General features: G+C 59.8%; 9 protein-coding genes. 2 read left to right on the top strand and 7 right to left on the bottom strand.

Going from position 1 to position 16,640, the window contains the following annotated elements; translation table 11 throughout:
* Positions 1-47 precede the first annotated feature (47 nt).
* The 3 genes from G5315_RS09635 to G5315_RS09625 form a co-directional block, all read right to left on the bottom strand.
* Complete coding sequence (locus G5315_RS09635; protein WP_263718051.1) at positions 48-1,634, bottom strand: EAL domain-containing protein; 1,587 nt, start codon at positions 1,632-1,634, stop codon at positions 48-50.
* 280 nt (positions 1,635-1,914) lie between these two features.
* Positions 1,915-4,512, bottom strand: coding sequence for a bifunctional aconitate hydratase 2/2-methylisocitrate dehydratase (gene acnB, locus G5315_RS09630; RefSeq protein WP_421332952.1), 2,598 nt, complete (start codon positions 4,510-4,512; stop codon positions 1,915-1,917).
* Between the two features lie 229 nt (positions 4,513-4,741).
* Positions 4,742-6,997, bottom strand: coding sequence for a patatin-like phospholipase family protein (locus tag G5315_RS09625; protein ID WP_227342969.1), 2,256 nt, complete (start codon positions 6,995-6,997; stop codon positions 4,742-4,744).
* 234 nt (positions 6,998-7,231) lie between these two features.
* Between G5315_RS09625 and G5315_RS09620 the strand changes: the two genes are divergently transcribed.
* On the top strand, positions 7,232-9,142 hold the full coding sequence (locus tag G5315_RS09620) for a methyl-accepting chemotaxis protein (protein WP_421258937.1): 1,911 nt from the start codon (positions 7,232-7,234) through the stop codon (positions 9,140-9,142).
* Between the two features lie 143 nt (positions 9,143-9,285).
* Positions 9,286-9,468 carry a hypothetical protein gene (locus G5315_RS09615; RefSeq protein ID WP_421209446.1) on the top strand — a complete coding sequence of 61 codons (183 nt, stop codon included), beginning with the start codon at positions 9,286-9,288 and terminating at the stop codon, positions 9,466-9,468.
* A 69-nt stretch (positions 9,469-9,537) separates the two neighbouring features.
* On the opposite strand, the gene lpdA is transcribed toward G5315_RS09615, so the two are convergent.
* From lpdA to pdhR, 4 genes are all read right to left on the bottom strand, one after another.
* Entirely contained in the window at positions 9,538-10,965 is a 1,428-nt protein-coding gene (gene lpdA, locus G5315_RS09610) for a dihydrolipoyl dehydrogenase (RefSeq protein WP_005341659.1), read from the bottom strand.
* A 148-nt stretch (positions 10,966-11,113) separates the two neighbouring features.
* Complete coding sequence (aceF, locus tag G5315_RS09605) at positions 11,114-13,003, bottom strand: pyruvate dehydrogenase complex dihydrolipoyllysine-residue acetyltransferase (RefSeq protein ID WP_335812138.1); 1,890 nt, start codon at positions 13,001-13,003, stop codon at positions 11,114-11,116.
* Between the two features lie 119 nt (positions 13,004-13,122).
* Entirely contained in the window at positions 13,123-15,783 is a 2,661-nt protein-coding gene (aceE, locus tag G5315_RS09600) for a pyruvate dehydrogenase (acetyl-transferring), homodimeric type (RefSeq protein ID WP_227341830.1), read from the bottom strand.
* Positions 15,784-15,862: 79 nt separating this feature from the next.
* Entirely contained in the window at positions 15,863-16,627 is a 765-nt protein-coding gene (gene pdhR / locus G5315_RS09595) for a pyruvate dehydrogenase complex transcriptional repressor PdhR (RefSeq protein WP_159144446.1), read from the bottom strand.
* Between the last annotated feature and the right edge of the window lie 13 nt (positions 16,628-16,640).

Genomic DNA, 16,640 nt, shown 5'->3' with positions numbered 1-16,640 from the left:
CCTACCCTGCCAGAGGGGAGCTTGGCCGCCCGTCTGTCACCGATAAATCAGGTGGCGTTCGAGATGCCTCGCACCCCATCTGGCTGGCGGGTCTGAGCCTCTTCCGGCAGCAGCTCCTCGCAGAACTGGCGCAGCGGCATGGGGCGGGCAAACAGGTATCCCTGCAGATAATCGACCCCTTTGGCCCTGAGGTAGTCAGCCTGACGCTCGCTCTCCACCCCTTCCGCCACCAGCGCCAGACCGAGCCGGGTCGCCAGATCGATCACGTTGTCCACGATATGTTCCGAGAGCGACTCGGTACCGATGCGGGCGATAAAGGATTTGTCGATCTTGAGGTAATCCACATGGAACTGCTGCAGGTAAGCCAGGCTGGAGTGGCCGGTGCCAAAGTCGTCGATGGCGAGTTTGACCCCCATCTCGTCCAGCTGGCGGAACAGGGAGAGGGTCTGGGGATCTGACATCAGCAGCTCCCGCTCGGTCAGCTCCAGCACCAGTACCACCTTGCCGGGGAGGAAGTGGCCGAGGAAGGCGCGACACTCGGCCAGCAGGGCAAAATCGTGGCAATGGGCTGCGCTGATGTTGAAGCTGATATGAAACCCATCGGGCAACTGCTCCTGAGAGCGGTTCAACCGTGTCGCCACCTGCTTCATGATATGGGTGGTCATGGGAACGATCAGTCCCGACTCCTCCGCTTGCGGGATAAAGAGATCGGGCCGGATCACCCCTTCATTGACATGCTCCCAGCGCATCAGCACCTCGGCGCCCATCATCTTGCCGTCGTGGCTGGCAATCAGCGGCTGCAGATAGGGAACAAACTCCCTGGCCCGCAGGGCACGTCGCAACTCATCTGTTGGCGAGCCGGGCCGCCCCAGCACCCACCACACCAGCCAGGCCAGCAAAAGCGAGGAAACCGCCAGCCACGACAGCGCGACATGCCGGGCGGCCCACAGCGACTTCCAGTAGACCGGCATGGCATAACCGGCATGGATGGTGAAAGGATAATGGGATGATGTGAGGGCCTGGCTGATCCCGCGATGGAGGGTGGGCGCCTCGCTCAGATAGCGGCCAGACTCATTGAGCCAGGCCGACCCCACCTGCAGATAGAGCGCACTGGATTTTCCGCTCATGGAGAGCATGAAGCTGAGCTGGGTACTATCGATGGCGCTCAAGGCGGCATCCTTTCCCTGCTCGGTGCGCACTACCAGCAGCGGGTGATTTTGCCGCACCCGGTTGCCACTCATCAGCAGCAGCTTGCGGCCGGTGTAGATGGAGCCGTCATCGGCATCATTGGCCTCACCAAACAGCGAGGTGCAATTGATGATGCCGTTTCGCACCAGATTGACCGAACGCAGGAAAGGCTCGATGGCGACCTTCTTGCGCAGCACCAGCAGGTTGTCGCGACAGGGAGCATTCACCAGAGGCAGCACGGAGCGGTTGGCCTGCTCCGCATGATCCAGCATCGACTCCATCAGGGTTCTGGCCTTGTGGGCCGAGGCGCTGGATTCCGCTTTCAGCTCCTGCACATAATTGCTGTGGATGAGCCAAGCTCCCACCAGCAGCGGCAGAGTAAAGACCAGCAAGGCACCGCCGAAGCGTAACCCGGTTCGGGAGAGATCGATCCTGAACAGAAACATAAAGAACCACGCCGCAATTCGTCAGGCCTGCCAACGCAAGCACTCAGTGAACAGATATCCACTTTCCCTCGATAACGATGCCTCATCATTACCGCACATAACCGAACAACATAACCCAAAGCGTTTATAAAACGAACCACCAAACAGGTGGTTGGATCTCTCTAGCAAGGATCGTGCAAACAATCTTCAAAAAAGACGGTGAATAACACACAAATAAATAATGCCGCGTAAATACGCGGCATTATTGGCTTCTTATCGCGCAAATCGCGCAAGAACTCCGTTAAACGGCTTGCTGCAGGATCACCGCATCGGCCTTCTTGGTGTAGGAGGCGATCTCGTTGAAGTTGAGGTAGCGGTAAGTATCTGCCGCAGTGGCATCCAGCGCCTTGGCGTACTGCAGGTACTCCGCCACAGTCGGGATCTTGCCGAGGATGGCAGCAACGGCGGCCAGCTCTGCTGAGGCCAGATAGACGTTGGCACCTTTACCCAGACGGTTCGGGAAGTTACGGGTGGAGGTGGAGACCACGGAGGCTCCTTCCGCTACCCGCGCCTGGTTACCCATGCACAGGGAGCAGCCCGGGATCTCGATGCGGGCACCGACGCGACCAAAGATGCCGTAGTAGCCCTCTTCGGTCAGCTGATCCTTGTCCATCTTGGTGGGTGGTGCGATCCACATGCGGGTCGGCAGCTCGCCCTGATACTTCTCGAGCAGTTTGCCGGCGGCGCGGAAGTGGCCGATGTTGGTCATGCAGGAACCAATGAACACTTCGTCGATCTTGTCACCAGCCACCTCGCTCAGCAGACGGGCATCGTCCGGATCGTTCGGCGCACACAGGATCGGCTCCTTGATGGTGGCCAGATCGATCTCGATGATTTCGGCGTACTCGGCATCCTTGTCCGCTTCCATCAGGGTCGGGTTGGCCAGCCACTCTTCCATCCCCTTGATGCGACGGGTGATGGTGCGCACGTCGCCGTAGCCTTCGGAGAGCATCCATTTCAGCATCACGATGTTGGACTTCAGATACTCGATGATCGGCTCTTTATCCAGCTTGATGGTGCAACCGGCAGCGGAGCGCTCGGCGCTGGCGTCCGCCAGCTCGAACGCCTGCTCCACCTTCAGGGTCGGCAAACCTTCGATCTCGAGGATGCGGCCGGAGAAGATGTTCTTCTTGCCCGCTTTCTCGACGGTCAGCAGCCCCTTCTGGATGGCGGCATAGGGAATGGCATGAACCAGATCACGTAGAGTGATGCCCGGTTGCAGCTCGCCCTTGAAGCGCACCAGCACGGACTCCGGCATATCCAGTGGCATCACGCCGGTAGCAGCGGCGAAGGCCACCAGACCGGAGCCCGCCGGGAAGGAGATACCGATGGGGAAACGGGTGTGGGAGTCACCACCGGTACCCACGGTATCCGGCAGCAGCATGCGGTTCAGCCAGGAGTGGATGACGCCGTCACCCGGACGCAGAGAGACACCGCCGCGGTTCATGATGAAGTCCGGCAGGGTGTGGTGAGTCTGCACGTCGATGGGCTTGGGATAGGCCGCGGTGTGGCAGAAGGACTGCATGGTCAGGTCGGCAGAGAAGCCGAGGCAGGCCAGATCTTTGAGCTCGTCGCGGGTCATCGGGCCCGTGGTGTCCTGAGAGCCGACCGTGGTCATCTTGGGCTCGCAGTAAGTGCCCGGGCGAATGCCCTTCACGCCGCACGCCTTGCCCACCATCTTCTGGGCCAGGGTGAAGCCTTTACCGGTATCGGCCACCGGCTGCGGGCGACGGAATACGGTGGAGAACGGCAGACCCAGCGCTTCGCGGGCCTTGTCAGTGAGGCCGCGACCGATGATCAGCGGAATACGGCCACCGGCGCGCACTTCGTCGATCAGCACGTCGGTTTTCAGTTCAAACTGCGCCAGCACCTGTTCGGTGCCGTGTTTGCAGATCTTGCCGGCATAGGGGTAGATGTCGATCACATCGCCCATTTCCAGCTTGGAGACGTCCACTTCGATAGGCAGTGCGCCGGCATCTTCCATGGTGTTGAAGAAGATCGGGGCAATCTTGCCACCCAGACAGACACCGCCAGCGCGCTTGTTCGGCACGAACGGAATGTCGTCGCCCATAAACCAGAGCACCGAGTTGGTGGCGGATTTACGGGAAGAGCCGGTACCGACCACGTCACCCACATAGGCCAGCGGGAAGCCTTTCTCTTTCAGGGCATCGATGGTCTTGATGGGGCCGACGGCGCCATCCTTGTCCGGAGTAATGCCGGGACGGGCGTTTTTCAGCATCGCCAGGGCGTGCAGCGGAATGTCCGGGCGGGACCAGGCGTCCGGTGCCGGAGAGAGGTCGTCGGTGTTGGTTTCGCCGGTCACCTTGAACACGGTGACAGTGATCTTCTCGGCCAGCTCCGGGCGGGAGAGGAACCACTCGGCATCAGCCCAGGACTGCATCACCTGTTTGGCGTGGACATTGCCCGCCTTGGCCTTCTCTTCCACGTCGTGGAAGGAGTCAAACATCAGCAGGGTATGGGAGAGCCCCTTGGCGGCAAGCGGCGCCAGAGTGGCGTGATCCAGCAGGTCGATCAGCGGCTGAATGTTGTAACCACCCTGCATGGTGCCCAGCAGCTCGACAGCTTCGGCGGCAGTCAAGATGGGAGAGTGGGCTTCGCCCTTGGCGACGGCGGTGAGGAAACCGGCTTTGACATAGGCCGCTTCATCAACACCGGGGGGAATACGGGAGGACAACAGCTCTTTCAGAAAGTCTTGTTCGCCAGCGGGCGGGTTCTTGAGCAGCTCAACCAGGGCGGCGACCTGCTCTGCATCCAGAGGTTTGGCAACCACGCCCTCGGCGGCACGTTCTGCGACGTGTTTACGGTATGTTTCAAGCACGACTAATTCCTCTTTGGTCTTTTTTTGGGGTTCGCCCACGCTCGCGGCGATCGTCCTTGCGGGACACCCCGTAGGGTGCTCCCCACTATATAAGTTTTAACGACTAATTAAAATCCAAACCCTGTTTACTTATTCGCCACAAAATCGTAACCAATTAAACAGCCTGGTATTTTTTGAAAATTAATTGAACGCCCTCAACCAGAGTTAACAAATTGGCATCATTTCAGCATTATTCGAACGTACTGCCCAATTGCAGATAGAAGACGTCATTGCCCCCCTCCGCCATGCCGTAGCCGAGGAACACAGGGCCAAGGAAGCTCTCCACCCCGACATAAACCGACCCAGCGGTAAACGAGCTCTCCAGACTGATATCCTCACCCTTGTTCCAGACCCCGCCCTGCTCCAGAGATCCACCCAGATAGAGCGGCATCTTGAGGGCACCAAAGTCATTGTCTGCCACCCGATAGATGTAACGCAGGCCACCAAACAGGCTGTAGCGACCGCTCAGCTGGTAGCGCTGGAAACCGGAGAGGCGGAACAGCCCGCCCAGATCCTGAATATGCAGCGGCACCACCTCTTCACTGCCCGAGCCGCCCCCTTCGAGGATCAGGTTGAGGCTGTGCCTGTCCCATGACCAGGGCTTGATCATGGAGAGTTGATAATTCCAGCCTTCACTGCGGCCATCTGCCGACTCGAGTCCATCCACACTGACGTGGGAGTGGCCCAGTTTCATATCCCACTTCACCCCCTGATAGGGGAAATAGCGGCTATCCAGATTGTCGTGTTCAAAGCGGACATAGGGGCCCCACGCCGTGGCATCCCCTTGCAGCTCTTTGAAGTTTTTGATCTCGATACTGCCCGTCTGCCCTTCCAGCCCCATAGACAGGCGGCTCCAGGGCTGACGATTCCAGCCGACCGCCAGATCGGCGCTGAAGAAGGAGTACTCGGTATCGAGATAGGTAAATATCGGTTCGTCCGGATCCGGATTAAAGAGGCTTCTCTGGGTCTGGTCATAGGCCAGGCTCGCCTCGCCATAGAAGGTCTGGGAGGGCTCCAGCGGTGTATAGAAGTCGGTCTTGATATGTTTGGCCGTGCCCAGTGATGCCTCGGTCAACCACTCGGCCCCCCACTCGTTGACGTTGGTGAGGGTGTAGGACATGCCGACGTTGTAGTTGGAGGTATTCTCGAAGTCATCGGTGAAACCGAACTGGAAGTTGAGGTAACCAGGCCCCCAGTTCTTCTCGCTGGCATCCACTACCAGCACGTTCTCCCCATCGCGCTCCTCCACTTCATAGGTGATGCGGTCAAACGACTCCAGCGCATAGAGGCGGCGAATGCCAGCCTCCAGACTCTCGTTGGTCTGGATCTTGTCCGGCCGAACCTTCAGCATGGCGTGCACCGTCTCGTCGGAGAGGCGCGACTTGTTGATGATCTCCACCTTGTCGATGAAGTAGGCGGGTTGACCACTTCGCTCGGCACGGCGGCTCAGCTTCTGGTTGCGATAGGCGTTGTACTGCGCCTTGGTGAGCGACAGCTTATCGAGTTGCAGCGACGCCTTGTACGCCGCCGCCTCACCCATTTTGATCCCCTCCGGCATGCGGGCAAAGTCGGCGATCCCCATATCGCCAAACTCGGGAGCGATCAGTATGTCTTTCGGCCCCATCAGCGCCTTCTGCTTGTCGGTACCCACCTGGGTCATGTAGGTGGTGAGCTGGTCGATCATCGCCAACCCTGACTTGAGTGATTCACGGGTACGCAGCTTGGCACCGATATCCACCGCGATCACCACGTCGGCCCCCATTGCCTTGGCGACATCCACCGGCATGTTGTTGACGCTACCGCCGTCCGCCAGGATGTGCCCCTCCCACTCCACCGGCTTGAGGGCACCGGGAATGGACATGGAGGCCTGCATTGCCTTGGCCAGGCTGCCGTGATCCAGCACAAAGGGGGTGACCGTCTCCATGTCGGTCGCCATGGCGCGGTAGGGAATGGGGAGATCGTCGAAGCTCTCCTGTACCGGCAGGTTGGAGGTGGCCCCCCGCAGCAGGCTGGCCATGGATTGGCCCTGGAAAAAACCGTCCGGCAGCTGGGTGGTGTCGCCATTCACCCCGATATCGGTGCGCAGCTGATACTGCTCGTTCTGCTGCTTTTTACGCAACGACAGCTCGTCGCGGCCCACCTTGTCCTGATAGCCCTTGTTCCAGTCGATGGCCAGGGTAGTGCGCTCCACCTCCTCGGCACTGAGCCCCATGGCGTACATCCCCGCCACATAAGAGCCCATGCTGGTGCCGACTATGATGTCGACCGGAATCCGTTTCTGCTCCAGCACTTTGAGGATGCCGATATGGGCCGATCCCTTGGCACCGCCGCCGCTGAGCACCACCGCAATTTTCGGGCGCTCCCCCTGTGCCGCCACAGCCAGCAGCGGGCAGGCCGCCAGCATCACCAAAAGCAGACGGGTCCATCCCGCACCTAAGCTGCGCATCATATTTTCCATATTATTCAGAGGGTCAGTCACCAAGGATGGCCTCTACTATAAGGGGCCCGGCAGTTAGCGCAACCGTCAATCCGCCTCCCGCCTGTGCTGCATGGCGAAGGGGCGAGTCGCCGCCCCTGTGAGCGCAAACGTAATCCGCAAATAAAGGGCTGCAAGCCTCATGGGTAGCGCCGCGCTGCCGCTAATATGAGCGTCGTCAATCTCAACCTTTTGAGCACCTTTATGCTGGCAACCCTCACTCTTAAACAGAAAATACTGGCCACGGTCACCCTGGCCGTGGTCGTCTCCTGCCTGCTGGTAGGCTACTTCAGTCAACGCTCGGCCCAGCAACTGATCGAAAACCGGATGTTCGAGCAGGAGCTCCCCAACCTGACCCAGCGGATCAGCAAGGAGATTGAACAGGATCTCCACGGCATCGCCCAGGCCGCCCGCCAACTGGCCACCGACCGCTTCATTCTCGACTGGGTGGATCGGGGCATGCCCAAAGAGCAGGAGCCGATCCTCATCAACCAGCTCAAGGATGTGGCCAACCAGTATGGTCTGGTGACCGCCTCCTTCGCCGATCGCCAGACCGCAGCCTACTACAACCAGGATGGCTTTCTGCGCAACCTGACCCCAGCGCAGGACGCCTGGTTCTATGACTACACCAAGAGCCAGAAGGAGATGACCCTCAGCATCTTCCGCGAGAGCAACGGCGAGGTGAAGCTGTTCGTCAACTTCCAGCAGCTCAACGGGCGCGGGCTGGCCGGCTTTGCCAAATCCCTCGATACCATGGTGACCATGGTTTCCAACTTCCGGCTGGAAGAGAGCGGCATCGTCTTTATGGTCGATGGCAGCGGCAAGGTGAAGCTGCACCCCGAGGCCAACCGTATCGAACGCGATACCTTGGGCGGCATCGCCAGCGGTGATACCGGCAGCCTGCTGGCCAAACGTCCCTTTGCCGTCATCAACGCCGAAGTCAATGGCGAGCCCATGGTACTGGCCAGCAGCTATATCCCGCTGCTCGACTGGTATCTGGTGGCCCAGGTGCCAGAAGCCGAGATCTATGCCGAGCTGGATCAGACCCGCAACGAGATCCTGATGATCTCGCTGGTGATTGCCATTGCCATGGGGCTGATGGGGATGCTGCTGGCAGGCTCGGTCAGCCGCCCGCTCAACGAACTGGCCCGCCTGTTCAAGGAGCTGGGCAGCGGCGATGGGGATCTTACCCAGCGCCTCAAGGTGGAAGGACGTGACGAGCTGAGTCAGGTCGCCACCGGCTTCAACAACTTCGTCGCCAAGATCCACGGCTCCATCGAGCAGGTAGCGGAGAACTCCCGCCAGCTCGCGGCCACCGCCAACGAGGTGGCCAACAAGGCGCAGCTGACCCAGCACAACTGTACTGCCCAGCGTGACCGCACCGTGCAGGTGGCCACCGCTATCCACGAAATGGGGGCCACGGTGAGCGAGATCGCCGGTAACGCTTCGCTGGCAGCCGAAGTAGCCAGACAGGCCAACGATCAGGCCGATGCGGGTGCGGTAGTGGTGGCGCAGGCGCGCCACGGCATCGTCGACCTCTCCGGCGAGATTGAGCAGGTGGCAGGGGTTATCGAGTCGCTGGCGAGCCAGACCGACTCCATCGGCAGTATCCTCGAAACCATCCGCAGCATCTCGGAGCAGACCAACCTGCTGGCATTGAACGCCGCCATCGAGGCCGCTCGCGCCGGTGAACAGGGTCGCGGTTTCGCCGTGGTAGCAGATGAAGTGCGTAACCTCGCCAACCGCTCCGCCGCCTCGACCGCCGAGATCCAGGGGATGATCAACCGCTTGCAGGAGCAGAGTGCCCGCGCGGTCAGCGCCATGGCGCAGGGGCGCAACCAGAGTCTGGAGGTAGTGAGCCAGGCCGATGAGGCCAACGCAGCCCTCGGACAGATCACCGCGCACATCACCCAGATCAACGACATGAATATCCAGGTCGCCACCGCCACCGAGGAGCAGTCCAGCGTGGTCGGCGAGATCAACCGCAACGTGGAAGATATCAACCAGCTCACCATGGAGACCGCCGATATCGCCCACCAGCTGACCGAATCGAGCCGCAGCCTGCAGCAGCTCTCCGGTCAGCTGGACAAGCTGGTTGGCAACTTCCGGCTGTAGTCTGCATCCCACTTATGAAGACTCACCAGAGGGCGCTGCGGCACCCTCTGTCATAGCCACGGCAAACGGTGACGCACGGCCATTCAACCGCCGTTATGCGGCTCTCGAAATGCCTCATAATCAGGGAAATATGAGGAGGAGTTATGGGCAAACTGATAGTGATGGTGTTGCTGGGAGGAATGCTCAGCGCCTGCAGCAACGGGCCGGTGCGGGTACACGGCGCCGACGTGAGCGTAGACGATACCCGGATCCGGGTCAGTGACGGCAGTGGTGGCGGTTATGGCACCTTCTGCCCGCCCGGTCAGGCCAAGAAGGGGCGCTGCTAACCTCTTAGCCAAACCCCGAAAACAAAAAGCCGCTCAAATGAGCGGCTTTTTCATGAAGATGGCAGAAGATTACTTTTTCTTCTTGGCCTTGGCGTTCGGCAGGTCGGTGATGGAGCCTTCGAACACTTCGGCAGCCAGACCCACGGACTCGTGCAGAGTCGGGTGAGCGTGGATGGTCAGCGCGATATCTTCGGCGTCAGCACCCATCTCGATGGCCAGACCGATTTCACCCAGCAGTTCACCGCCGTTGGTACCCACGATGGCACCACCGATGACGCGGCCGCTCTCCTTGTCGAAGATCAGCTTGGTCATACCGTCGGAACAGTCGGACGCGATGGCGCGACCGGAAGCAGCCCACGGGAAGGTAGCGACTTCGAAGTTCAGGCCCTGTTGCTTGGCTTCCTTCTCGGTCAGACCAACCCATGCCATCTCTGGCTCGGTGTAGGCGATGGACGGGATCACTTTCGGGTCGAAGTAGTGCTTCTTGCCGGCGATAACTTCAGCGGCAACGTGACCTTCGTGCACACCTTTGTGTGCCAGCATCGGCTGGCCCACGATGTCACCGATGGCGTGGATGTGCGCCACGTTGGTACGCAGCTGCTTGTCCACCTCGATGAAACCGCGTTCGGTCACGGCAACGCCAGCTTTCTCGGCATCCAGCATCTTGCCGTTCGGCACACGGCCTACGGCAACCAGCACGTTGTCGTAACGAACCGGCTCGGCCGGGGCGTGTTTGCCTTCATAGGAGACGTACAGGCCGTCTTCGCGCGCTTCAACTGCGGTGACCTTGGTCTCCAGCATGATGTTGAATTTCTTGGCCACACGCTTGGTATAGATCTTGACGATGTCTTTGTCGGCAGCCGGAACCAGCTGGTCGGCAAATTCCACCACGTCGATCTCGGAACCCAGAGAGGAGTAAACGGTACCCATCTCCAGACCGATGATGCCGCCACCGATAACCAGCAGTTTGCCAGGAACGGTTTTCAGCTCCAGCGCATCGGTAGAGTCCCATACGCGCGGGTCATCGTGGGGAATGAACGGCAGCTTCACCGGACGGGAACCGGCCGCGATGATGGCGTTGTCGAAGGTCACGGTAGTCTTGCCGTCTTCCCCGGTCACTTCGAGCGTGTTCGGGCCGGTAAATTTACCCAAGCCGTTAACAACCTGAACTTTACGCATCTTGGCCATGCCAGCCAGACCGCCGGTCAGCTGGTTGATAACCTTCTCTTTCCACAGACGGATCTTGTCGATGTCGGTCTGCGGGGCACCGAAGACAATGCCGTGCTCGGCCAGCGCCTTGGCTTCTTCAATCACTTTGGCAACGTGCAGCAGCGCCTTGGAGGGGATGCAGCCCACGTTCAGGCAGACGCCACCCAGGGTGGAGTAACGCTCGACGATAATAGTATCCAGACCCAGATCGGCTGCACGGAAAGCAGCGGAATAACCGGCAGGGCCAGCACCCAGTACTACGACCTGGGTTTTGATTTCTTTACTCATCATGACCTCTTTGTCGTTCTTATATCCCCGGACAGCGCAGTCTTATACCGAAACGGGTGGCTGCAGCCGTGAAAAAAACGGGGCAAGTTTACGATCATGTTAATGAAATGAGAAGTAAAAAGGGCAGGCTCTGGGCCCGCCCTCTCACTTACAGGACCAGTCGACGAATGTCGGACAGCACGCCGTTCATGGTGGTGATGAAGCGAGCCCCATCGGCACCATCGATCACGCGGTGGTCGTAGCTCAGAGCCAGCGGCAGCATCAGGCGCGGCGCGAACTCTTTGCCGTTCCACTTCGGCTTCATCTCGGACTTGGAAACACCGAGGATGGCCACTTCCGGCGCGTTGACGATCGGGGTAAAGCTGGTACCGCCGATGCCACCCAGGCTGGAGATGGTGAAGCAACCGCCCTGCATGTCGGCAGCGGTCAGCTTGCCGGCACGGGCCTTCTTGGAGATCTCGGCCAGATCGCGAGACAGCTCCATGATGCCCTTCTTGTTAACATCGCGCACCACGGGCACAACCAGACCGTTGGGGGTATCTACCGCCACACCGATGTGGATGTACTTCTTCATGATCAGCTTGCTGCCATCTTCGGACAGGGAGCTGCAGAAGCGCGGGTGGGCTTCCAGCGCCTTGGCGGCGGCTTTCAGGATGAACACCAGCGGGGTGATCTTCACGTCTGCCTTCTGCTTCTCGAGCATCGCATTCTGCTCTTTGCGGAACGCTTCCAGCTCGGTGGTATCGGCTTCGTCGAACTGGGTGACATGAGGGATCATGACCCAGTTGCGGTGCAGGTTCGGACCGGAGATCTTCTGGATGCGGGTCAGCTCGACCTCTTCCACATCACCGAACTTGCTGAAGTCTACTTTCGGCCACGGCAGGACGCCCAGACCGTTGCCACCGGCTACGCCAGCAGAGGCAGGAGCGGACTCGGCACGCTTGATGGCATCCTTCACGTAGGCTTGCACGTCTTCTTTGACGATGCGACCCTTGCGACCGGAGGCTTTCACCTTGGCCAGGTTGACGCCGAACTCGCGCGCCAGACGGCGTACCGCCGGAGAGGCGTGTACATAAGCGTCGTTGGCAACGAAATCGGTCGCAGCGGCAGCAGCCTGAGCAACCGGAGCCGGAGCAGCAGTAACAGGGGCAGCGGCGACCGGAGCGGCAGCTTGAGCAACCGGCGCGGCAGCAGGAGCTGCGCCAGCCACTTCGAATACCATGATCAGGGAACCGGTGGAGACCTTGTCACCCGCCTTCACCTTGATCTCTTTGACCACACCGGCGAACGGCGCAGGCACTTCCATGGAGGCCTTGTCACCTTCCACGGCGATCAGGGACTGGTCAGCTTCAACCTTGTCACCCACGGCAACCATGATCTCGGTGACTTCCACTTCGTCGCCACCGATATCCGGTACGTTGACCTCTTTGGCAGCGGCGGCAACCGGGGCAGCAGCCACGGGCGCGGCAGCTTGAGCCGGAGCAGCAACGGCAGCAGGCGCAGCGCCAGCCACTTCAAATACCATCACCAGAGAACCGGTAGAGACCTTGGCACCAGCGGCAACCTTGATCTCGACCACGCGACCGGCAAACGGCGCTGGCACTTCCATGGAGGCCTTGTCACCTTCCACGGCAATGATGGACTGGTCGGCTTCAACCATGTCGCCCACGGCAACCATGATTTCAGTCACGTCCACTTCGTCGTCACCGATGTCCGGTACGTGCACATCTTTGCGCACGGCAGCGGCAGGTGCGGCGGCCGGAGCAGCGGCAGCCGGTGCAGCAACTTCAGCAGGGGCGGCAGCGCCTTCGGCTTCGAAGATCATGATCTGGGAACCGGTGGCAACCTTGTCGCCTACCTTGATCAGGATCTCTTTAACGATACCGGCAGACGGGGCCGGTACTTCCATGGAGGCCTTGTCGCCTTCTACCGCGATGATGGACTGGTCCAGCTCGACCTTGTCACCCACGGCCACCATAATCTCGGTGACTTCAACTTCATCGGCGCCGATATCCGGCACCATAATCTGTTTGGACATTGTGCTTTATCCTCTTGCGTCGATCCGCGTGACTGGTTGATGCCGCCACGCACATCTCGCGTTAACCGTTTTAAATCCTGGCAGGGTCACGCCGCATGACGGCGCGACCCTTGATCCACTTACGCGTACAGCGGGTTGACCTTGTCGGCATCGATGCCGTACTTGGCGATGGCGTCGGCCACAACCTGCTTGTCTACCTCGCCGCGCTTGGCCAGTTCGGTCAGAGCAGCAACCACCACGTAGAACTCGTTCACTTCGAAGTGACGACGCAGGTTGGCACGGCTGTCGGAACGGCCGTAGCCGTCGGTACCCAGCACGCGGTAGTTCTCGGTCGGAACGAAGGCGCGAACCTGATCGGCGAAGGACTTCATGTAGTCGGTCGCAGCGATGGTGGCTTCGGAACCCAGTACCTGAGCGATGTAGGGAACACGCGCTTCAGAGGTCGGGTGCAGCATGTTCCAGCGATCCGCGTCCTGACCGTCACGGGCCAGCTCGTTGAAGGAGGTGACGCTGAACACATCGGAACCGATGCCGTACTCGCTGGCCAGGATCTGGGCAGCCTTGCGCACGTGCCCCAGGATGGAACCACAACCCAGCAGCTGAACTTTCGCCTTGGCACCGGCGACGGATTCCAGCTTGTAGATACCCTTGCGGATGCCTTCCTCGGCGCCTTCCGGCATGGCCGGCATGGCGTAGTTCTCGTTCAGGGTGGTGATGTAGTAGAACACGTTCTCCGGGTTCTCACCGTACATGCGGCGCAGGCCGTCCTGTACGATCACCGCCACTTCATAGGCATAGGACGGGTCGTAAGAGATGCAGTTCGGAATGGTGTTCGCCAGGATGTGGCTGTGACCATCTTCGTGCTGCAGACCTTCGCCGTTCAGGGTAGTACGACCGGAGGTTGCACCCAGCAGGAAGCCACGGGCTTGCTGGTCACCGGCTGCCCACGCCATGTCGCCGATCCGCTGGAAGCCGAACATGGAGTAGTAGATGTAGAACGGGATCATCGGGCAATCGTTGGTGCTGTAAGAGGTCGCAGCAGCCAGCCAGGAGGACATGGCGCCCAGCTCGTTGATACCGTCTTGCAGAACCTGACCCTGCTTGTCTTCCTTGTAGTAGGAGACGATGTCGCGGTCTTGCGGGGTGTACTGCTGACCGTGCGGGCTGTAGATACCGATCTGGCGGAACAGACCTTCCATACCGAAGGTACGGGCTTCGTCAGCGAGGATCGGAACGATGCGCTTGCCGATGGACTTGTCTTTCAGCATCACGTTCAGGGAACGCACGAACGCCATGGTGGTGGAGATTTCGCGCGCTTGCTCGCCCAACAGCGGGCCGAAGGCATCCAGCGCCGGGATTTCCAGCTTGGTGGTGCTTTCGCGCAGACGGGTCGGCAGATAGCCTTTCAGGGCTGCACGACGAGCATGCAGGTACTTGTGCTCTTCACTGCCCTCTTCGATCTTCAGGTACGGCAGATCGGCCAGCTGCTCGTCGGCCACCGGCAGGTTGAAGCGGTCACGCAGGTGACGCACGGAGTCCAGCTCCATCTTCTTGACCTGGTGAGCGATGTTCTTGCCTTCGGCCGCTTCACCCATACCGTAACCCTTGATGGTCTTGGCCAGAATAACGGTCGGCTTGCCCTTGGTCTGGGTCGCCTTGTTGAATGCAGCGAACAGTTTGCGAGGATCGTGACCACCGCGGTTCAGAGCGAAGATCTCCTCGTCGGTCATGTCTTTGACCAGCGCGGCAGTTTCCGGATAACGGTTGAAGAAGTGCTCGCGGATGTAGCCACCGTCGCGGGACTTCATGGTCTGGTAGTCACCGTCCACGGTCTCGTTCATCAGCTGGATCAGCTTGCCGGAAGTGTCTTTCTTCAGCAGCTCATCCCACTTGCGACCCCAGATCACCTTGGTGACATCCCAACCGGCGCCAGCGAACAGGCCTTCCAGCTCGTTGATGACCTTGCCGTTACCGACAACCGGACCATCCAGACGCTGCAGGTTGCAGTTGACCACGAACACCAGGTTGTCGAGCTTTTCACGCACGGCAACAGTCAGGGCACCCTTGGCTTCCGGCTCGTCCATCTCGCCGTCACCCAGGAAGGCGTAAACGGTCTGCTCGGAGCAATCCTTGATACCACGGTCGGTCAGGTACTTCAGGAAGCGAGCCTGATAGATGGCGGCGATGGGGCCCAGACCCATGGAGACGGTCGGGAACTGCCAGAAGTCCGGCATCAGTTTCGGGTGCGGATAGGAAGGGATACCCTTGCCGTCCACTTCCTGACGGAAGTTGTCCAGCTGCTCTTCGGTCAGACGACCTTCAGCAAAGGCGCGAGCATAGATGCCCGGAGAGATGTGACCCTGGAAGTAAACCAGATCACCACCATCCTTCTCGTTGCGAGCACGGAAGAAGTGGTTGAAACAGACATCATAGATGGTCGCAGAAGAAGCGAAGGAAGACATGTGACCACCCAGGTCCAGGTCTTTCTTGGACGCGCGCAGCACGATCATCATGGCGTTCCAGCGGATGATGGCGCGAATGCGGCGTTCCATCTCCAGGTCACCCGGGTAGTCCGGCTCGTCGCTGGACGGGATGGTGTTGATGTAATCGCGATTTGCCTTGGCAGCCACGTCCACACCGCTTACGCGGGCTTTCTCGGCCAACTGTTCAAGGATGAACTGAGCGCGTTGCGGACCCTCTTCACGCAGCAGGGATTCCAGAGAGGCAAGCCACTCCAGCGTTTCTATCGGGTCCACATCGTTCTTCAGGATATCAGACATGGCTGGTTCCTATGTTGTTGTGATTGCACGGCATTGCACGGCGAAGGGCGCAAGCATTCGACAATAAAGCCTTGTGGGATTAGTTTTCCTGCTGACGGATCCGACGCATGGATCGCTGGATCCGGCTGTCTTCCCTCTGCATATCCAACAAGGTGTCCTCGATAAAGGCCAGATGCTCATGACAAGCTGTTCTGGCCCGCTCCGGAGCCCCCGAAAGAATAGCCTCGATCAGATTCGCACGATGGCGACGTATCTTGGCTACCACTCCCGGGCGGCGATTCAAAATCTCGTTATTCTGCAGAATGTTCTGTTCGAGCATCGGGCTCATGGCCCGCAGCAGGTGCAGCAGCACCACGTTGTGGGACGCCTCGGCCACCGCCAGATAAAACTGGGTCACGGCTGCCGATTCGGCCACCAGCGAGCCCAGCTGGCCCGCCTCTTCGATGGTGGTTTGCACCTGACGAATACGCTCGAAATCAGACCCGGTTCCCCGCAAGGCCGCGTAGTAGGCACAGATGCCTTCCAGCGCGTGGCGAAACTCCAGCAGGTCATACCGGGCTTCCGGGTGGGTACTGAGCAGTTCGAACAGAGGATCGGCGATCCCCTTGCTCAGGGCATTCTGCACATAAGTGCCGCCGCCCTGACGGCGATAAAGCAATCCGCGCGCTTCCAGTCGCTGGATGGCTTCGCGCAGGGAGGGGCGCGATACCTGAAACTGGATGGCGAGTTCCCGCTCGGGAGGCAATTTCTGTCCCGGCTGCAGGCTGCCTTCCAGAATCATCTGTTCCAGCTCGGCGACAATGGAGTCGGCCAACTTGGGTTGCGTAATCTTGCGATAGGGCATGAGGCTACTTTGT

This window comes from Aeromonas sp. 603607, from assembly GCF_049171595.1.
Lineage (GTDB): Bacteria > Pseudomonadota > Gammaproteobacteria > Enterobacterales > Aeromonadaceae > Aeromonas > Aeromonas veronii.
Note: the sequence above shows the minus strand (reverse complement) of the source record. Positions and strands in the feature narration are given on the sequence as shown.

Coding starts and splice junctions, on each gene's coding strand:
- G5315_RS09635 (WP_263718051.1), bottom strand. CDS start 1,634: ATGTTTCTGTTCAGGATCGATCTCTCCCGAACCGGGTTACGCTTCGGC.
- G5315_RS09625 (WP_227342969.1), bottom strand. CDS start 6,997: ATGCGCAGCTTAGGTGCGGGATGGACCCGTCTGCTTTTGGTGATGCTG.
- G5315_RS09620 (WP_421258937.1), top strand. CDS start 7,232: ATGCTGGCAACCCTCACTCTTAAACAGAAAATACTGGCCACGGTCACC.
- G5315_RS09615 (WP_421209446.1), top strand. CDS start 9,286: ATGGGCAAACTGATAGTGATGGTGTTGCTGGGAGGAATGCTCAGCGCC.
- lpdA (WP_005341659.1), bottom strand. CDS start 10,965: ATGAGTAAAGAAATCAAAACCCAGGTCGTAGTACTGGGTGCTGGCCCT.
- aceF (WP_335812138.1), bottom strand. CDS start 13,003: ATGTCCAAACAGATTATGGTGCCGGATATCGGCGCCGATGAAGTTGAA.
- aceE (WP_227341830.1), bottom strand. CDS start 15,783: ATGTCTGATATCCTGAAGAACGATGTGGACCCGATAGAAACGCTGGAG.
- pdhR (WP_159144446.1), bottom strand. CDS start 16,627: ATGCCCTATCGCAAGATTACGCAACCCAAGTTGGCCGACTCCATTGTC.